Genomic DNA, 17,466 nt, shown 5'->3' with positions numbered 1-17,466 from the left:
AGCGCTGTGGACTGTGGCGGGTCGGCGCCGGGGTGGCGGGCCGACCCTCTCCGGTCAGCCGCGCTGTGGCACACCCTTGTGACCCGGCAGGCGGTTTGGCGCCATTCCGTTAGCTTTGAGTGTTTCTTCGATGCTGCTGTACTGCTGGCCGATGCGATAAATGGCACGGGCTTCTTTACCGGTCGCGATTTCGCGGCCCAGCTCATGGGCAACGCGCACGGTTTGCTGGATCTGCTGCACTGATGTGAAGCGCTTGCCCTGGTGATCGATGATGGTGTCTTCGTTGCCGCAACGCGGGTGCAGCCCCATAGCCAAGGCCATGGTGTTGAATGGCAGCACGTTTTTGAGCAGCGATTCGGCAGTCAAGGTGCAACCATCGGGCGCGCGGTGAATGAAGTTGAAGAAGTTGAACGGATTAGGGCCGTCGAAACCGCCGCCGATGCCGATCCAGGTCAGGTTCATCGGGCCCATGTAATCACCACGACGCACGATGCGCTCGAGGGTTTCCAGGGCATGCATGCCGGTCAACTGGAAGTGCGGCTGAATATTGCTTGCCTGCAGGCGGCGCAGGTGTTCACGAACCCAGGCAGGTCCGGCGGGCACAGTCATTTCGCTGTACGCGGCCTGAATCGCAGGGTGCGCCAGGGAGGTGCCTTCCAGGTATTCCGGATACAGCAGCTCCATGATGTTCATTTGCGTGGTGTTGATCGCCACGGTGACCTGGTCGGGCTTGGGCGTCAGGTCGGCGAGCATGTGGCGGGTATCGTCGGACAACCATTTGGCCGCTTCGCCATCGCTTTCCGGTGCGAAGGAAATCGAGCCGCCCACCTGGATGATCATATCCGGCACGGCTTCACGTACACCGGCAATCAGTTCGTTGAATTTCGACAGGCGCTTGGAGCCTTTGCCATCGAGTTCGCGCACATGCAGATGGAGCACGGTGGCACCGGCTTCATAGCAGTCGACGGCCTTTTGGACTTGTTCGTCCATGGTCAGCGGAATGTCTTCGGGAAAGTCCTCTGGCATCCATTCCGGGCCATAGGGGGCGACGGTGATAACCACCTTTTCCATGTTTTCCGGGTGCAACGAATCGTCGAAGAATTGCATGCTGTAGTCCTCGGTCTTGTTATTGTCTTGTGCCCGCTGTGCAGCGGATCGGTAGTGCTTAGAAAGTGCGGTCGCCCTTGATCCCGGCGCGTTCCATCTTGCGGTGGCAAGCGGGGTAGTCCATGACCGCGTAGTGCTGGGTGCTGCGGTTGTCCCAGATCGCCACGCTGTTGGGCTTCCAGCGCCAGCGAACCTGATACTCGGGCAGATACGCCTGGCTGATCAGGTAACGCAGCAGATCGGAGGCACCAGGGTTGGCGTCCTGACCAAAGCGCACCCGCTGCGGGGTGTGGTAGTTACTGAAGTGCGTGGTGAACGCGTTGACGAACAACACCTGCTCGCCGGTTTCCGGGTGGGTCCGCACCACCGGGTGTTCGGCGTCAGGGAATTGCGCCTTGAGCGCCAGGCGCTTTTCCAGTGGCATTGCCGCGCCGAAACTCGATTCAATACTGTGGCGTGCGCGCAGGCCTTCGATCTTCTGCTTCACGTCCTCGGGCAGATTCTGGTAAGCCAGAACCATGTTTGCCCACATGGTGTCGCCGCCTACGGGTGGGCACTCAACACAGCGCAATACACAGCCCATGGGCGGCGCTTCGCGCCAAGTGGCATCGGTGTGCCAGGCGTTCTCGTAGCGGTCGGCAGGCTGGTCCGGACGCTTGTAGATCTGCACCAGGCCCGGGTGCTCCGGGTCGCTGCCGGCCACCGGATGGTCTTCCAGGTCGCCGAAGCGCCGGGCGAAGGCCACATGCTCGGCACGGCTGATGTTCTGATCACGCAGGAATAGCACCCGGTGCTTGAGCAACTGCGCACGCAGTTGCTCGAAGAGGTCGTCATCGTGCACCGCATCAGCCAGGTTGACCCCGGATACTTCTGCGCCGATGGCGCAGGTCAGTTGTTCGATGTGCATGCTGCTGCCCTCTTCAGATGACGAAGATCGACGAACCGGTGGTCTTGCGCGCTTCCAGGTCACGGTGGGCCTGGACGGCATCCTGCAATGCATAGTGCTGGTTGATCTCGATCTTGATCCGGCCGCTGCTGACATGATCGAACAGCTCACCGGCAAGGTCGGCTTTTTCCGCCGGGTCGGCGATGTAGTCGGCCAATGCCGGACGGGTCAGGTGCAACGAGCCCTTCATCGCCAGAATCTGCGGGTTGAACGGTGGAATCGGGCCAGACGCCGTCCCCACGCACACCATCAGGCCGCGACGCTTGAGCGAGTCCAGGGAAGCTTCGAAGGTGGTTTTGCCGACGCTATCGAACACCACATTGGCGCCAACCCCGTCGGTCAGCTCACGCACGCGCTTGGCGACGTCTTCATGGCTGTAGTTGATGGTGTGGGTGCAACCGTGGGCCTTGGCCACTTCGGCTTTGGCATCAGTAGACACCGTACCGATCACGTTGATGCCGAGCAGGCGTGCCCACTGCGAAACGATCAAGCCGACGCCACCGGCGGCAGCGTGCAGCAAAATCGTGTCACCTGGCTTGAAGTCATACATGCGGCGCATCAAGTAGGCCGACGTCAGGCCCCGCATGGTCATGGCCGCTGCGGTTTCGAAGGCGATGGTTTCTGGCAGTTTAATCAGTGCCGCGGCGCCGATCAGGCGTTCGGTGCAATAGGCGCCGAGGGTATTGAGAAAACCGGTGTAAGTCACACGGTCGCCCACCGCTACGTTGCTGACACCCTCACCGACTGCTTGTACCACGCCGGCTGCCTCCACACCCATGCCGTTAGGCATCGGGATCGGGTAAGTGCCATTGCGAAAATAGGTGTCTGCGTAGTTGAGGCCAACAGCGACCTGACGCAGGCGGACTTCGCCCGGACCAGGTTCGCCAACCTCGGCATCCTCGTAGCGCAATACTTCGGGACCGCCGGGCTCATAGAAGCGTACGACTTTGGACATTCTTGTCACTCCAATCATCGATCTGGACGCAGTGCGTCAATTCTTGTTGATTGGACTCTATGCGCAACGTCTGCAGGGTGCTTCTCATCCGGCGACAAGGGTTTTTCATTTCATGACACGGCCTGCACCGCTGGCCGCTTACGGGGCTTTCTCGTAGGATGGCCAGGAGTGTGCCTGTCACCCTGCCCCCTGTCACCTTGCCTGTGAGCGTCGAATGAAGTCCCCTGCCGGTTTACTGCTGTCGGGTATTGAACTGGATCGGGAAAGCACCACCCCGCTTTACCGCCAGCTCTACCTGCAGATACGCAAACAGATTCTCACCGGACGCCTGCAGGGGGGCATTCGCTTACCGTCGACGCGTACCCTGAGCCAGGAACTGGGTCTTTCGCGCATTACCCTGCTCAATGCCTTCGATCAACTGATCGCAGAGGGTTTCCTGGTTTCGCGCACCGGTGCCGGAACCTATGTCGGCAATGAATGGGATCGCTCGGGGCAGGCCGACACGCCACAACCACCGTCGGCGCCGCAGCTGTCCGACCTCAGCCAGTCAATGCTGTCGTTACGCAGCCACCATTTTCGCGGCGTTTCGTATGCCCACTACAGCTCAGATACACCCACTTCGTTCCTGCCCAGTCACGGTGCATTCGAAGCCTTCCCGCAGCATATTTGGAAGCGCCTGATCAACCGTCATTTGCAAAAACCGAGCAAGGCCTTGCTCGGCTACGGTGAGCTGCTGGGCCTTGAGGGGTTGCGCCAAGCCATTGCCGAGTATGTGTTCGATGCCCGCGGTATCGACTGCAGCGCGCAACAGGTGGTCATCGTCTCCGGCGCGCAGCAAGCCTTCAATCTGTTGGCGATGCTCTTGCTCAACCCCAATGACCCGGTGTGGATGGAGGACCCGGGGCATATCGCTGCGCGCATCGCCTTCCAGGCCCAAGGGTGCCAGGTGGTGCCGGTACGTATCGATGAGCAGGGAATCGATGTGCAACAGGGCATCGCTGATGGCCCCGATGCGCGCCTTGTGTTCACCACGCCCTCGCGCCAACATCCGTTGGGGGTGAACCTCAGCCACAATCGGCGGGTAGAGCTGATCGATTGGGCCGCGCGCAACCAGCGCTGGGTCATCGAAGACGATTGTGACAGCGAGCTGCGCTACAGCGGTCGGCAGTTACCGGCGCTGTTCGCCATGGACCACAGCGATCGGGTGATCTACGTCGGCACGTTCAGTAAAGTGCTGTTTCCGTCGTTGCGCCTGGGTTACGTGATTCTCCCCCAGGCGCTGGTCGAGCCGTTCTGCACCATTCGCGCGGTGATGGATCGCAGCCCACCCACCTTGCTGCAGGCCGTGACGGCCGACTTCATGAGCGAAGGCCACTTCATCGGTCATATCCGGCGCATGCGTGCCCTCTATCACGCGCGTCAGCAATGCCTGATTGCCGAGCTTGAGCGCAGGCTCGGACAGTTCTTCAAGATCGCGCCGGTGGACGCCGGCATGCATTTGATTGCCTGGTTGCCGGAGCATCTGGATGACCAGGAAATCGCCCGTCAACTGGCCCAGCAAGGGGTGCATACCTACGCCCTGAGCGACTACTGCGTGCAGCGCTACCTTCCCCCTGCCCTTTTGATCGGTTTTGCCGGTACCGCGCAAGACCAGGCACAAGCCAAGGTCGATGCGCTGGTAAACGCGCTCAAAGCCGTGGGCCAGCCGCTGTGATCCACGGCCAGTGGTCTTAACAATTACTTTTTAATGGATCTATCGAGTGTTCCCCACCGGCGCGATAAAGAACGCGCCGGTAGAACCGGTGCCCGCACCAGGAACGACTCGAATGAATGCTATCCAAGAACGCTTCACCCGGTTGCTCGATAACAAGACTAATGGCGCTGCAGCGCCGGTGCTGTTAACCCGTAACCTTTGCCTGCGGCTGATCGAGCGAATCGATCAGGTTCGTCTGTTCGCCCATGCCTACCCCTTGCTTACCAACCTCACCCACGGGCGCCTGACGCCCTTTGACCTGCTCGATTTTGCCTACCGCCATGAACTCAAGGGCTTGAGCCTGCACATGCTCGATGGCGAGCACAACAGCCTCTCGCAGATGAACACCGAGCAACTGCGCGCTTTCGCCGACAAGGCTCGCCAGCTCGACCTTGAGGTCCATGTGGAAATCAGCAGCACTTTGAAAGCGGAGGTCGATGCGGTGATCGCCGTCGCCAACGCTATCGGCACCCGCAACATTCGCGTGTACTCACGCTACGAGGGCGCGCTGTCGCAGGTCATGGACACCATCGCCGGGGACCTGCACTACCTTGGCCAACAGGCTGATGCCCACGACCTGTATTTCGACTTCGAACAACATGAAGAACTCAAGAGCGATGAGATCGCCCGCTTGCTCAAGCAGGCCAACCACCCGCGCCTGCATGCATTGTTCGACTTCGGCAACATGATCAATGCGTGCGAACAACCGCTGCAGGCCCTGGCAAACCTGGCCCCGTACATTCGCCAAGTGCACCTCAAAGGCGTGCGCGTGGTCCCTGAAGTGAACGGCTTTGGCCACTACGGGGTGCTCCAGGGCAGCGCCGAAGACGACCTGCCCAGCCCGCGCATGGTGTTCGAACTGTTGATGCTCGGTGCACAGCACCCCCAGGTGATCGCCTTCATTCTCGAGCAGGAAAACCACTACATCGCTCCGGCGTTCCGCCACGCCAACGAACCTACCGACCCCTTCATTGCCTACCGCGAAATGAGCGATACGCCCCTGCCCGCCGGCTTCACCCTCGAGCAGATGCTGGCTGGTGAACAGCGCTGGGCCAACAACCAGGTCAGTTACGTCAAGGGCCTGCTCGCTGAACTGCGCACCCTGGCCGAACTGAGCCTGGACACGCGTGCCTGACACCGCGCCCCCACTACGCCTGGAGAATAACAATGACTGCGCAAGACAAGGCCAAATGGTTCAAATTCCTCATCCTGATCCTCGGTGGCGGCACCATTTACAAGCTCGCCAACCTTAAGGACGCGTTCTACGTTCCGATGCAAACCTTCATGGGTTTGTCCCATACAGAAATTGGCTTGCTGCTCAGTGCCAACGCTGTCATCGCCACTGGCCTGTTTGTGGTAGGTGGCCTACTGGCCGACCGTTTCGACACCCGTAAACTGATCCCGGTAGGCCTGCTCGGTACCGGCGCGCTGGGCCTGTACCTGGCGACGTTCCCGCCGTTCAGCAGTTTGATGATTGTGTTTTGCCTGCTGGCGGTGTGCGCCGACTGCATCTATTGGCCGGCGTTGCTTAAGGCCATTCGTGGCCTGGGCAATGACAAGGAACAGGGGCGACTGTTCGGTCTTCTTGAAGGCGGGCGCGGCGTGGTAGATACCCTCGTAGCGTTTTCGGCGCTGGGTGTGTTCATTGCCATGGGCGCGGCTGAAGCGGGCCTGAAAGCGGCCATTGTCTTCTATTCGCTGATCGACATCGGTGCTGGCGCGCTCACCTGGTTCTTGCTCAAAGGCACGCAGAGCACAACCCCGGTCGTTGCAAAGAAAAACCCGCTGTCCAATCTGCTTGAAGCCATCAAGGTGCCGGCGATCTGGTTGGTCAGTTGCAACGTGTTCATGGTCTACATCGTTTATTGCGGCCTGACCTACTTCATTCCCTACCTCAAGGAAGTCTACGGGTTGCCGGTAGCGCTAGTCGGTGCCTACGGCATCATCAACCAGTACATGCTGAAGATTCTTGGCGGGCCAGCGGGTGGTTTTCTTGCCGACAAACAGTTCAGAAGCCCTAGCCGCTATCTGAAATGGGCCTTCCTGGCGCTGCTGCCAATGATGGCGATCATTCTCATAGTGCCCAAGAGCCCCGGCTACATCTACGCAGGCATGGCCGCGACGCTGTCCTTTGCCTTTATCGTTTTTTCGATGCGTGGCGTGTTCTGGGCCCCCATGGGCGAGGTGGGGATCCCTTCGCACATTACCGGATCGGCCTTCGGTATTGGCTGCCTGATCGGCTACGCCCCCGGCATGTTTGCCTACGTGGGTTACGGCGCCATTCTTGATCATTTTCCCGGGCAGCAGGGTTACAACTACGTGTTCATGACCATGATGGGCCTGGCGGCAGTGGGCTTCGTGGTTGCCGGTTTGATGCACCGATTGGTGCGCAGCAATGCACAACGTGTCGGCGTGCAGGCACAAGCTGTGGTGTAAGCGATCGCGGGGCATGCCGCTTCTACCGTTGCAGGCGCGGCTTGCCCCGCGGTAAATCACATCTCCACCTGCGTCCCCAACTCAATCACGCGGTTGAGTGGCAGGTTGAAGTACTTCAGATTGCTGTTGGCATTTTTCAACAAGAACGCGAACAGCCCCTCACGCCAACGCGCCATGCCCATGCGTTTGGTCGGTATCACCGTTTCGCGGCTGAGGAAATAGGTGGTCCCCATCGGGCTGAAATCCAGCTCAGGCACATGGCACAGTTGTAGTGCGGCCGGTACATCGGGCTCCTCGATAAAACCGAAGTTGAGGTTGACCCGGTAGAATCCATCACCAAAGTCCTGCACCTCGAAACGCTCCGAGACCGGCACGCGCGGACGATCCTGCGACACCACCGTCAACAGCACCACCCGTTCATGCAGCACCTGGTTATGCAGCAAGTTGTGCAACAAGGCATGCGGCACCGCATCGGCACGGGCAGTGAGGAACACAGCAGTACCCTGCACCCGGTACGGCGGCTGCGAGCGGATGCTGCTGATAAACAGCGGCAGCGGCAAGGCAGACTCGTCCAGGCGCTCGACGATGATCTTGCGTCCACGTTTCCAGGTGGTCATGAGGATGAACAAGGCAATACCGGCGATGACCGGGAACGCACCACCCTGGAAGATTTTCGGTGCGTTGGCGGCGAAGTACAGGCTGTCGACCACAAGGAAACTCAACAGCAGCGGCACCGCCAGCCAGCGCGGCGCTTTCCACAACAACAGCACCACCGAGGCCGAGAGCAACGTGGTGATCAGCATGGTTCCGGTCACTGCGACTCCATAAGCCGCGGCCAGAGCACCGGAAGACTCGAAACCGATGACCAACAGCACCACACCGACCATCAACGCCCAGTTAACCGTGCCGATGTAGATCTGCCCTTGCTCCTGGCTTGAAGTGTGCTGGATGAACATGCGCGGCACGTAGCCGAGCTGGATGGCCTGGCGGGTCAGCGAGAATGCCCCGGAGATAACCGCCTGGGAGGCAATGATGGTCGCCAGAGTGGCGAGACCGACCATGGGTAGCAAGGCCCAGCTCGGCGCCAGTAGATAAAACGGGTTACGCACCGCGTCTGGATTGCCAAGAATGAGTGCGCCCTGACCGAAGTAGTTGAGCACCAGCCCGGGCAACACCAGCAGTATCCAGGCACGGGCAATAGGCTTGCGGCCAAAGTGGCCCATGTCGGCGTAAAGCGCCTCGGCCCCGGTCAAGGCCAGAACCACGGCCCCAAGTATGGCCACGCCGATACCCGGATGCACCACGAAAAAATGCACCGCCCAGGCGGGATTGAGGGCCAACAGCACTTCCGGGCGCTGGACAATGCCATAGATACCCAATGCGCCCAGCACACTGAACCACAGCACCATAATCGGCCCGAACAATATGCCCAAGCGCGCGGTCCCGTGCTTCTGGATCAGAAACAGGCCGACCAGTACCACTAGAGCAATGGGCACCACCCAATGCTCGATACCCTCGAAGGCCAGTTGCAAACCTTCGACTGCCGAGAGCACCGAAATCGCGGGGGTGATCATGCTGTCGCCGTAAAATAACGCAGCACCGAACAAACCGAGCAGCACCAACACCCGACTCAAACGCGGGTAAGGTGCCGCCGCACGCCGGGCCAGCGCGGTCAGCGCCATGATGCCGCCCTCACCCTGGTTGTCGGCGCGCAACACGAACAACACATACTTGATGGTCACCACCCAGATCAGCGACCAGAACACCAGTGACAGAACGCCCAGCACACCGTCATGGTTGGCCTGCACACCGTAATGACCGGCGAACACCTCTTTGAGGGTGTACAACGGGCTAGTGCCGATATCGCCATAGACCACACCGACAGCGGCGACCAGTAGACTAAGTGACGAGGTTTTTACGGAGGAATGGGCTGTTGCGGAAGATACGGCTTGGCTCACGGCAGGACGTCTCGAACGAAGTACCCGGCCAGTATCGCTACACCGGCGCAGGCGCTTCGTAAAAAGTCCGTAAAATTTTCTTACAAACTGACTGCTGGCCTCCGCGACCGCAGTGGCGGATTAGCTGAGCAAGGCGCTGAGGTCGAGCCCGTGCGCAGCCAGTGGCGGGCACCAGTAGTAGCCGCCAGTGAGTGGACGACTGAAGCGGTACAAGGCATCGACCACGCCATCTTCCAAGCCGCTCATACGCCGCAATTGAACTTCAAAAGCGTCGAAGGAATAACCAAAGGCAAGAAACGCCAGGCCCGCTCCACGCTCATCTGCCCATGGCATCGAACGACGTACGATAAACGCCTCGGGATCAAAGCTTTCCTGGGCTGTACGTTTGACGTGTGCCGATTCCGGCGCTTCTTCCAATTCTTCGTTGTCGGCCTTGCGGCGGCCAATAATGTCGTCCTGCTCGGTTTGTGGCAGCGCCTTGAAGCAATCCAAGTCATGGCGCCACAGCTGAAAGGCAGCAAAGCTCGATCCGCTCATACCGGGAATATCCGTCGCCAGGATGGCCGCATCGACCGCAGCGTCTTCTACCGGGTTTTCGGTACCGTCCTCATAACCGGTCAAGTCAAAGCCGGTCTTGTGGCGGAAGGCATCTGTAGCCTCGACCAGCGTGAAGGCCGCTGCCAGCAGCTTTTCCAGTGCCTGGCTGAGCAACCACAGTTCACCGCGATCTTCGCCACGCACCCACAGCCACAGGTCATGCTGGGTGCACGGGTTGTCTACTGCTGCGGCCAATTGCGGAAATGGACGCAGGCCATCGATGGAGCGGCCCAGCGCTTGCACCAGCGGCGCACCAAAACCCGCCACCACACGGCTGCCATCCACATGTTGCTGCAGCGCATCGAGGGCGCCCCCCAATGCGGCCGGTGTGTGCAGTGTGAAAAACAGATGACGGGCTTGAGCGGGAACGGGGGCGGCAAGAATGCCTGGCTGAAACTGCATCGCAGATATGATCCTTGAGTAAAGCGCGAATGCTACTGCTTGGGCGCGGGGTCCACAAGCGCGGCGGCTTGACGCAGGACAGGGTAAACAACACAGGCCAGATTCCTTGCCTACACTGCCGTTCATCCCCTTTTTTCGAGTCTTCGATATGACTGCATCGCCATTGCTCAGTGCATTTCTACCGCTTGCCCTGGGCTTCATCATGCTGGGTTTGGGCCTGACCTTGACCCTGGCCGACTTCGCTCGGGTGGTTAAATTCCCTAAACCCGTGGTGATCGGCCTGGCCTGCCAGATCTTGCTGTTGCCTTTTATCTGTTTTTTGATTGCCAAAGGTTTTGGCTTGGCCCCGGCCCTGGCAGTGGGCCTGATGCTGTTGGCCGCCTCACCCGGCGGCACCACCGCCAACCTGTTCAGCCATCTGGCCCATGGTGATGTCGCCTTGAATGTGACCCTGACCGCGGTCAACTCACTGATTGCGATTCTGACTATGCCACTGTTGGTCAACCTGGCACTGGCGCACTTCATGACGGCAGACCAGGCCATCCCCCTGCAATTTGCCAAGGTGCTGCAGGTGTTTGCCATCGTGCTGGTGCCGGTAGCCCTGGGTATGCTGATTCGTCGCCTGGCACCCGGGTTTGCGGCACGCATGGAACGCCCCATGAAGATCATTGCCGCCTTGTTCCTGCTGTTCACCGTGATTCTGGCGCTGGTCAAGGACTGGCAAACAGTCCTCGACTACGCCCCCGTAGTGGGTGGCGCAGCCTTGCTGTTCAACGTCTTGAGCCTGGGCATCGGTTACTGGCTGCCGCGTGTGCTGAAAATCCCCAAGCGCCAGGCGATAGCCATCGGCATGGAGATCGGCATTCACAACGGGACCTTGGCCATCGCCCTGGCGCTGGCTCCTTCCCTGCTCAACAACTCAACCATGGCTATCCCGGCGGCGATCTACAGCTTGATCATGTTCTTCACGGCAGCAGTGTTTGGCTGGTGGGTCAGCCGCAGTCCGGAACCGACGGTAGTGGCGGATATGTCCCGGGACTGAAACCCGCTACTTTCCAGCGTCGGTTCGCCGTACCGCGAAACTACGCGGTCGTCCGCCACTGGCGGATCTGGTCGATTGTCGCGGTCACGCCCCCGCACACCACCACCAACACCCGGCTATAGCGCTTGAGTGTTTCGCTCGGCGCATAGGCCAGTGCCAGTGCCGCGCCACAGGCGGGCTCGACCAGAATGCGCTGGTCTGAAAGGAAACGTTCGCACGCATCAAGCGCATCCTGGTCACTGACCACATGGCTATACACCACGCGCTCCTGGCTCCATTCGAATGCGCGCTTACACACCTGCTTGGCCGCAAGCGAAGTGGCGACGGTCTGCACACTGTCCAACGCTACCCAGGCTTTCTGCGCCATTGCCGCGGCCAGCGATGCGGCCCCTGCGGTTTCCACCGCAAATACCGGCACTTGATTCCAACCATTGCGGGCCAGGCCTTCGCACACCCCGGAGAGTAGACCTCCACCGCCGACCGCAACCACTACGGCATCGGGCTTGAAGCCGCTGATGGCGACTTCATCGATCATGCTCGCATGACCTTGCCACAGCAGCGGATCATCGAAAGGATGGATGTAGGCATCGTCGTCACCCAGCAGCGACAACGCCAACGCGTTGGCCTCATGCCAGGCCTTGCCATGGACGATGACCTCAGCCTGCTCCTGGCGAATCAGCTGTTTGGCCCGCTCGGTGGTGGTTTCCGGGACAACCACGGTAACAGCAAGGCCCAGGCTGCGGCCGGCGTAAGCTACGGCGATACCGGCGTTGCCGCCCGATGAGGAAACGAAACGGCGCTTGCCTTGACTGGCATAGGTCTCGCAGGCCAGGCCAATGCCGCGCAACTTGAACGAGCCGCTGGGCTGCAAGGCATCCAATTTCAGCCAGATGTCCAGCCCGCTGGCCAGGCTCAGTGGCCGCGATGCCAGCAGCGGGGTTTCGATATGCAGGCTCATGCACTTACTCCATGTAGGGAACAGTTCCAGCCTACGCTGAAGGCGCAGGGTAGTCTTGTACAGCGTTGCGGCGCTTGCGCAACTGACGCTTGAGTCTGTGCATGGGCGGTGCATAGAGGAAGCCGAACGAGACGCTGTTGTCCCGTCCCTTGAGCGCATGGTGTAGCAAGTGCGCCTTGTACAGGCGCTTGAGGTAACGGTTGCGCGGCAATGGCTTGAATGGCCAGTGCCGATGCACGATGCCGTCATGAACGATCACATAGATCACCCCGAACGCCGCCACCCCAGCCCCTACCCACTGCAACGGTGCATGCCCGGCCCGGCCCACGGCCACCAGGGCGAAGGCGATCAGCGCCAATCCCAGCAAGTAGATGTCGTTGGTTTCCAGCGCACCAAGATGGGGCTCGTGGTGCGAACGATGCAGGAACCAACCCCAGCCATGCATGATGTAGCGATGCGCCAGGTAACCGATAGCTTCCATGGCCGTCAGGGTGCAGAGAAAAACAGCGAGGTTGAGGATCATGGGTATATCTATCGGCGGGTTGGCACAAACGGCGAGCAGCCTACCATTTTGCCCAACCCGACAGCAGGCTTTTCGTGATGCTATTGGCGAACGGTCACGGTGGCCGTGGTACCGGCCCGCAGGTTGCCCTTGCCGACATAGCCGGGGTCGATCTCGATTCGCACCGGAATCCGCTGTGCCAATTTGACCCAGGTGTAGCTCGGGTTGACGTTGGCCAGCAAGCGGCTACCGGGGGCATTCTCTCGATCTGTGATGGCATAGGCAATGCTCTGCACCTTGCCGTCGAACTGTTCGCCACTCATCAGGGCAATCTGCACCGCACTGCCAATCTGGATACGCGGCAGCTTGGTTTCCTCGAAATAACCGCTGACGTAGAACGAACCGCTGTCCACCAGTGCCAGCAAGGGGCTCCCGGCACTGGCGTAGTCACCCTGGCGGGTCAACAGGTTGGTGACGTAGCCACTGACTGGCGCATAGATTCGGGTGCGCTGCAAGTCCAGCTCGGCCTGGGTCAATGCCGCCGTAGCCAGCTGCACGTTGGCGCTGGCCAGACTCAAGTTGGCCTGGCCGCGCATCAGTTCAGCCTGGGCGACGGCAACGTCGGTACTGGCCTTCTCCCACTCTTCGCCAGAGATGGCCGCGGTCTGTTTCAAGGTGCGTCGACGCAGTTCCTCGCTCTGGCGCTGCTTGAGCAAGGCCTGGTTGGCGATGATCGCTGCCTGGGCCAAGCCCTCGCTGGCCCGATTCACCTCGATGGCGCGGCGAGCATGTTCCACAGCCAAGGCATAACGCTCTGGATCGATCTCCAGTAGCAACTGGCCTTGTTCCACATGCTGGTTATCTGCCACCCGCAGCGCGACGATGCGCCCGGAAACATCGGCCGAGAGCGTCACAACATCGGCCCGCACCCGTGCATCGCGGGTCCAGGGTGCGCGGGTATAGTGCTCCCAGGCGAACCAGCCCAATACCAGCGCCAGCACCACGATTGCCAGGGTCGACGCCTGGGCCACACGTTTTTTCACTGGTTCAGCTCCCCATGAACAGAATGATCAAGGCACAAATACAGCTGTACAACGCACCCTCGAATAACGCCGGATGCCACACACGCTGCATTACGCCAAGACGCTGCAATAGCCACAGCAAAGCGAACAACAACGGCATGGCCAGAATCAGAGCCTGAGCGATCGGTGGCAGATAGACGCCACCCACTTCGAAGTCAATGGGCAAGAGCAGGCTCTCCTTCGGCAGCCGGATCCAGATAGGTGCTGTAGTGGAGCAGGAATCCGCCGATCACCAGAAGGGCGACCCGTATGCGAAACAGTGAGCGCAACTGCTCGGCGGCTGCGTGAAACTGCTCGTTGTGCAGGGTATCCAATTCTTCTCCGAGCGCCTGCAGGTTATCGAGCAGTTCCGACAACTGCCCCTGGGTTCTTCCGGCAACGTAGCGACCGGTATTGCGCAACACCTGCGCCAGACGCTCACGGGTGTCGTCCGCTAGCAGCAGGTTGGCCTGGCCTTGCTCCTGTAGCTGACGCAGGGCAACCCCCAGGGCCATGCAAGCCAGGTTGACCTCGAACAATGCCTTGGAACGGGCGTCTTGCGTTGCCGGCAACAGTCCAAGAATAAGCGTCAGGCGGTCGACCATGCGGCTTTCAAAGGCAAATTGGCGCTCGTCGGAGTTAGGTCCCTTGAGCAGGCCGTAAACCTGCTCGCGGGTTTCGCGAAACAGCCGTTCGATACGCAAAGTAGGATTGAACGGGAACAACCAGGCATAGACCAGCAACGACAGCACGCCACCACAGATATAGGCACCGGCAAACTCGAACCACTGAATGGCGGTGTTCTGCCAGACCCCGATATTCTGCGGGCCGAACAGGAGAAAACTCGACAAGCCCAGGCCCATGCCGATTCCCGCCGTCATCGGCGTCGACAGCCCCACCGCGACTACGTACAGCAATGGCAGCAGCAACAGCGCAAGCATCTCGAAATCGACCACCTGCGGTATCAGCCAGAACTGGTACAACGCCGACACCAGCAGTGCCAGGCCCAGGCCGCGCATGTAGTTTTGCGCAGCCATCAACGGCCGTGGGAACGTCGCCATCAACGAGCAGAGAATACCGACCAGAATCATTCCGGCGCGCGCCCCGTCCCATGCCGTTTCGATCCAGATCAATCCGGCGACGACCAGCGCGCAAAAGGCGCGGCTGGCGTTCATTGCCGCCAGGCGAAAGTCCAGGTGCAAAGGATTGGTCCGCGGCTGGCGGTACAGGCAATCGCCCGTGCGCCCTTCCTGGATCGCGTCACTTAGCTCAAGCATTTCGCCCAACTGCTCGAGCAGACGCGCCTGCTCCCAGCGCAGCGCCCAGGCCAGGGAACGCAACGTCGCCGGCAGGTCATGCTGCAACTGCTCGGCTTGCAGGGCGGCATGGTCAAAACGCCGTTGCAGCGCGCTGAAGTGCTGACGGAGGCTGGCCGGCATGGCCCTGCCCTGATGTGCCAACTGATCGAGGAAGGCCAGTTCGTCATTGAGCAACTGGTTGATGAACTCGGGATAGGCGCCCTGCCAGCGTTCGGCGATCATCAGTTTCTGGTTGCGCAACACCGTCAAGCGCGAACTGAGCAGTACCAGTTGGTTGCCGAGTAACTGCACCAAGCCATTGGCACCACGCAGGTGCGGCGCATCGAAATAGAGGTGCCGACGCAGCCCTTCCAGGGCGCTGATTTCACCGAGGATCTGCATTTGTCGTCGGCTGAACGCTTCAGCGCCTTCTTCGCCACGAATGGCTGCTGCGGCATGTGCGGCCATCAACTTGATCAAATTGTCGACCTTGGCGAAATAGCCGGTGGTGACCGCTTGGGGGCGGGCACTGAGCAGGCTGACCACACACACGCAAGCCACCGCAAGCAAGGTTTCGGTGACCCTGGTAATTGCCAGCATCAAGGTGTTGTCCTGCTCGGGGATAGCCAACATGGCTACCACCACGGCAGTGAAACCGCTGAGTACAAAGGCATGGGAGCTTGTATAGCGCAGCAATGTACCGCCAGCCGTACACAGTGCCAGCCACAGCGCCAGGGTCACTATGAATGGCAGCGGCGCCTGGGGGAACAGCGCCATGATCAACACCGCGACGACCGCTCCTACGGTGGTGCCCACCACCTGGGCAAAACTGCGTTGCAAGGTCATGCCACCCAGCGGCTGGCTGACGATGAACACCGCCATGATCGACCATTTGGGTTGGTCGAGGTCGAAAATGAAGGCCAGGTATAGCGTCAGCAGGCAGGCTACGATGGTTCGCAACGCAAAGCGGAAGGTCTCCGCGCTTGGGTGCAGCACCATCTTGAAATAGTTGATCAGTGGCTGCATACCGCGCCCTCGCCTCGCCGTGCTGGATACCTTAGCCACTGCCGCGGGCCGGGAAAAGACACAATGGCACGTTGCAGAGTTGCAAATCTGGAACAGCGACACGCCGGGCGCTCTAAAACAATTGTCATGAAAACAGCCTTGACCCCACCCCTTTTGAACGTTAGTTTCTCGCCCGCATTTTTGCATGCCTATACAGGAGTCCTGCATTGGACAGTTGCCCTGGTCGATTGCGACAGGTTCATACGGCGCGCTAGTTCAGCAGACTCTTTCTGCCACTGCCCTGCCGTACATGGTGGTCAGTGGTGCCTCGCTTCCTATGTGGATGCGACGCTTCATTCTCCCTCCCTGCTTACTCGCCCGCTAAAGCGTGGCAGTGGTTAGTGACCCTTCGCAATCCATTCGTTCACACCTGCGTCGTAAGAATTCGATGCTTTGCGGCGTTGTGCCCTGGATTCGAGGTTTGTTATGGATTGGAAAGTATTTCTTCTGCGCGTATCCGTCGCGCTCGTACTGGGCGCCTTGATCGGCGCTGAACGGCAACTGCGCCAGCGCCTCACCGGCCTGCGCACCAACGCCCTGGTCAGTACCGGTGCCTGTCTATTCGTATTGATGACCCAGGCCGTGCCGGGCATGGCCGCAACCGATGCCTCGCGCATTGCTGCCTACGTGGTGTCGGGTATCGGCTTTCTGGGGGGTGGGGTGATCATGCGTGATGGCCTGAACGTGCACGGCCTCAATACCGCTGCAACCCTGTGGTGTACCGCGGCGATTGGCGTGCTCTGCAGCATGGGTCTGTTATTGGAGGCAGCACTCGGCAGTTGCGTAGTGCTTTGTGCCAACATCTTGCTGCGTGACATCTCCCAACGTCTCAATCATCAGCAAGTGCTGCCGGCCAATGAAGCCGAGCAGCGTTATGAAGTGCGCATTACCTGCCGCGCCGAAGACGAGATCCAGGTGCGCAGCCTGATGCTGCACAGCTTCGGCAGCGACGGTCTGCGGTTGCAGTCCTTGCACAGTGAAGACCTGGCCAATCCGGCCAAGTTGGAGGTACGCGCGCAGCTGCTGGGCAGCCCTGATGCGCCGACCCAGCTGGAACGTCTGGTCAGCCGGGTCAGCCTGGAAAAAGGTGTCAGCTCTGTGCGCTGGCAGGTGCAAGAGCTGACGGCCGATTAGCGACGTTCATCCGACAGCGGCGTGGGCTGATCAGGGTCCGGCAGATTGGTTTCACCATCCGGGGCATCGGGCAGACGCTCGATGTCTTGTGGATGCTCCTCGCGCTGGCGATCACCCTCGACGTTAGGGTCTGTCACCGGGTCGTGTTCCCGTTGTGGATTGTTCAGCGGATCCTTCCAGAGTGGATCATCTTCAGGGCGTTGCTGGCTCATGGCAGATACCTCTTGAATACGGCCCGGAGAAAAACCGAGC

16 protein-coding genes are annotated in these 17,466 nt (G+C 60.1%); 5 read left to right on the top strand and 11 right to left on the bottom strand.

The features are described 5' to 3' along the window. Nucleotides 1-54 precede the first annotated feature (54 nt). The 3 genes from D3Z90_RS12310 to D3Z90_RS12300 are packed head-to-tail and all read right to left on the bottom strand — an operon-like array spanning nucleotide 55 to nucleotide 3,008. Nucleotides 55-1,107: a 3-keto-5-aminohexanoate cleavage protein gene (locus tag D3Z90_RS12310; protein ID WP_136476055.1), complete on the bottom strand. Its 1,053-nt coding sequence runs from the start codon at nucleotides 1,105-1,107 to the stop codon at nucleotides 55-57. Between the two features lie 58 nt (nucleotides 1,108-1,165). Beyond that, nucleotides 1,166-2,014 (bottom strand): TauD/TfdA family dioxygenase, encoded by an 849-nt coding sequence (locus tag D3Z90_RS12305; RefSeq protein WP_136476054.1) that lies wholly within the window; start codon nucleotides 2,012-2,014, stop codon nucleotides 1,166-1,168. 13 nt (nucleotides 2,015-2,027) lie between these two features. After that, nucleotides 2,028-3,008: a quinone oxidoreductase gene (locus D3Z90_RS12300; protein WP_136476053.1), complete on the bottom strand. Its 981-nt coding sequence runs from the start codon at nucleotides 3,006-3,008 to the stop codon at nucleotides 2,028-2,030. A 214-nt stretch (nucleotides 3,009-3,222) separates the two neighbouring features. Between D3Z90_RS12300 and D3Z90_RS12295 the strand changes: the two genes are divergently transcribed. The 3 genes from D3Z90_RS12295 to D3Z90_RS12285 all read left to right on the top strand — a co-directional run bounded on the left by D3Z90_RS12295 (nucleotide 3,223) and on the right by D3Z90_RS12285 (nucleotide 7,197). Next, nucleotides 3,223-4,722: a PLP-dependent aminotransferase family protein gene (locus D3Z90_RS12295; RefSeq protein WP_136476052.1), complete on the top strand. Its 1,500-nt coding sequence runs from the start codon at nucleotides 3,223-3,225 to the stop codon at nucleotides 4,720-4,722. Between the two features lie 112 nt (nucleotides 4,723-4,834). Next, the gene (locus tag D3Z90_RS12290; protein WP_136476051.1) at nucleotides 4,835-5,896 is read left to right on the top strand and encodes a sugar phosphate isomerase/epimerase; all 1,062 of its coding nucleotides are present in this window, start codon (nucleotides 4,835-4,837) and stop codon (nucleotides 5,894-5,896) included. 32 nt (nucleotides 5,897-5,928) lie between these two features. Further along, entirely contained in the window at nucleotides 5,929-7,197 is a 1,269-nt protein-coding gene (locus D3Z90_RS12285) for an MFS transporter (protein ID WP_136476050.1), read from the top strand. A gap of 56 nt (nucleotides 7,198-7,253) precedes the next feature. Here D3Z90_RS12285 and D3Z90_RS12280 read toward each other — a convergent pair whose 3' ends face one another. Both D3Z90_RS12280 and D3Z90_RS12275 read right to left on the bottom strand, forming a co-directional pair. Continuing rightward, the gene (locus tag D3Z90_RS12280) at nucleotides 7,254-9,155 is read right to left on the bottom strand and encodes a potassium transporter Kup (protein WP_136476049.1); all 1,902 of its coding nucleotides are present in this window, start codon (nucleotides 9,153-9,155) and stop codon (nucleotides 7,254-7,256) included. A 120-nt stretch (nucleotides 9,156-9,275) separates the two neighbouring features. After that, nucleotides 9,276-10,154 carry a Dyp-type peroxidase gene (locus D3Z90_RS12275; protein ID WP_136476048.1) on the bottom strand — a complete coding sequence of 293 codons (879 nt, stop codon included), beginning with the start codon at nucleotides 10,152-10,154 and terminating at the stop codon, nucleotides 9,276-9,278. A 148-nt stretch (nucleotides 10,155-10,302) separates the two neighbouring features. Here D3Z90_RS12275 and D3Z90_RS12270 point away from each other — a divergent pair, with 148 nt between their 5' ends. After that, a complete protein-coding gene (locus tag D3Z90_RS12270) occupies nucleotides 10,303-11,196 on the top strand; it encodes a bile acid:sodium symporter family protein (protein ID WP_136476047.1) in 894 nt (297 codons plus the stop codon). Nucleotides 11,197-11,236: 40 nt separating this feature from the next. Here D3Z90_RS12270 and D3Z90_RS12265 read toward each other — a convergent pair whose 3' ends face one another. From D3Z90_RS12265 to D3Z90_RS12245, 5 genes are all read right to left on the bottom strand, one after another. After that, nucleotides 11,237-12,154, bottom strand: a complete 918-nt coding sequence (locus D3Z90_RS12265) for a pyridoxal-phosphate dependent enzyme (protein WP_136476046.1) — start codon at nucleotides 12,152-12,154, stop codon at nucleotides 11,237-11,239. 31 nt (nucleotides 12,155-12,185) lie between these two features. After that, nucleotides 12,186-12,677 (bottom strand): sterol desaturase family protein, encoded by a 492-nt coding sequence (locus D3Z90_RS12260; protein WP_136476045.1) that lies wholly within the window; start codon nucleotides 12,675-12,677, stop codon nucleotides 12,186-12,188. Between the two features lie 80 nt (nucleotides 12,678-12,757). Further along, nucleotides 12,758-13,699, bottom strand: coding sequence for an HlyD family secretion protein (locus D3Z90_RS12255; RefSeq protein ID WP_136476044.1), 942 nt, complete (start codon nucleotides 13,697-13,699; stop codon nucleotides 12,758-12,760). Between the two features lie 4 nt (nucleotides 13,700-13,703). Next, entirely contained in the window at nucleotides 13,704-13,904 is a 201-nt protein-coding gene (locus tag D3Z90_RS12250; RefSeq protein ID WP_136476043.1) for a DUF1656 domain-containing protein, read from the bottom strand. Continuing rightward, complete coding sequence (locus tag D3Z90_RS12245) at nucleotides 13,894-16,041, bottom strand: FUSC family protein (RefSeq protein WP_136476042.1); 2,148 nt, start codon at nucleotides 16,039-16,041, stop codon at nucleotides 13,894-13,896. Before D3Z90_RS12245 ends, D3Z90_RS12250 begins: the two co-directional genes overlap by 11 nt. Before the next feature lie 465 nt (nucleotides 16,042-16,506). Between D3Z90_RS12245 and D3Z90_RS12240 the strand changes: the two genes are divergently transcribed. Next, nucleotides 16,507-17,214 carry an MgtC/SapB family protein gene (locus D3Z90_RS12240; protein ID WP_136476041.1) on the top strand — a complete coding sequence of 236 codons (708 nt, stop codon included), beginning with the start codon at nucleotides 16,507-16,509 and terminating at the stop codon, nucleotides 17,212-17,214. Here the strand turns inward: D3Z90_RS12240 and D3Z90_RS12235 are convergent. After that, nucleotides 17,211-17,426 (bottom strand): hypothetical protein, encoded by a 216-nt coding sequence (locus tag D3Z90_RS12235; RefSeq protein ID WP_136476040.1) that lies wholly within the window; start codon nucleotides 17,424-17,426, stop codon nucleotides 17,211-17,213. The genes D3Z90_RS12240 and D3Z90_RS12235 overlap by 4 nt on opposite strands. Between the last annotated feature and the right edge of the window lie 40 nt (nucleotides 17,427-17,466).

Origin of the sequence: Pseudomonas sp. DG56-2, from assembly GCF_004803755.1 — a bacterium.
GTDB lineage: Bacteria > Pseudomonadota > Gammaproteobacteria > Pseudomonadales > Pseudomonadaceae > Aquipseudomonas > Aquipseudomonas auratipiscis.
Note: the sequence above shows the minus strand (reverse complement) of the source record. Positions and strands in the feature narration are given on the sequence as shown.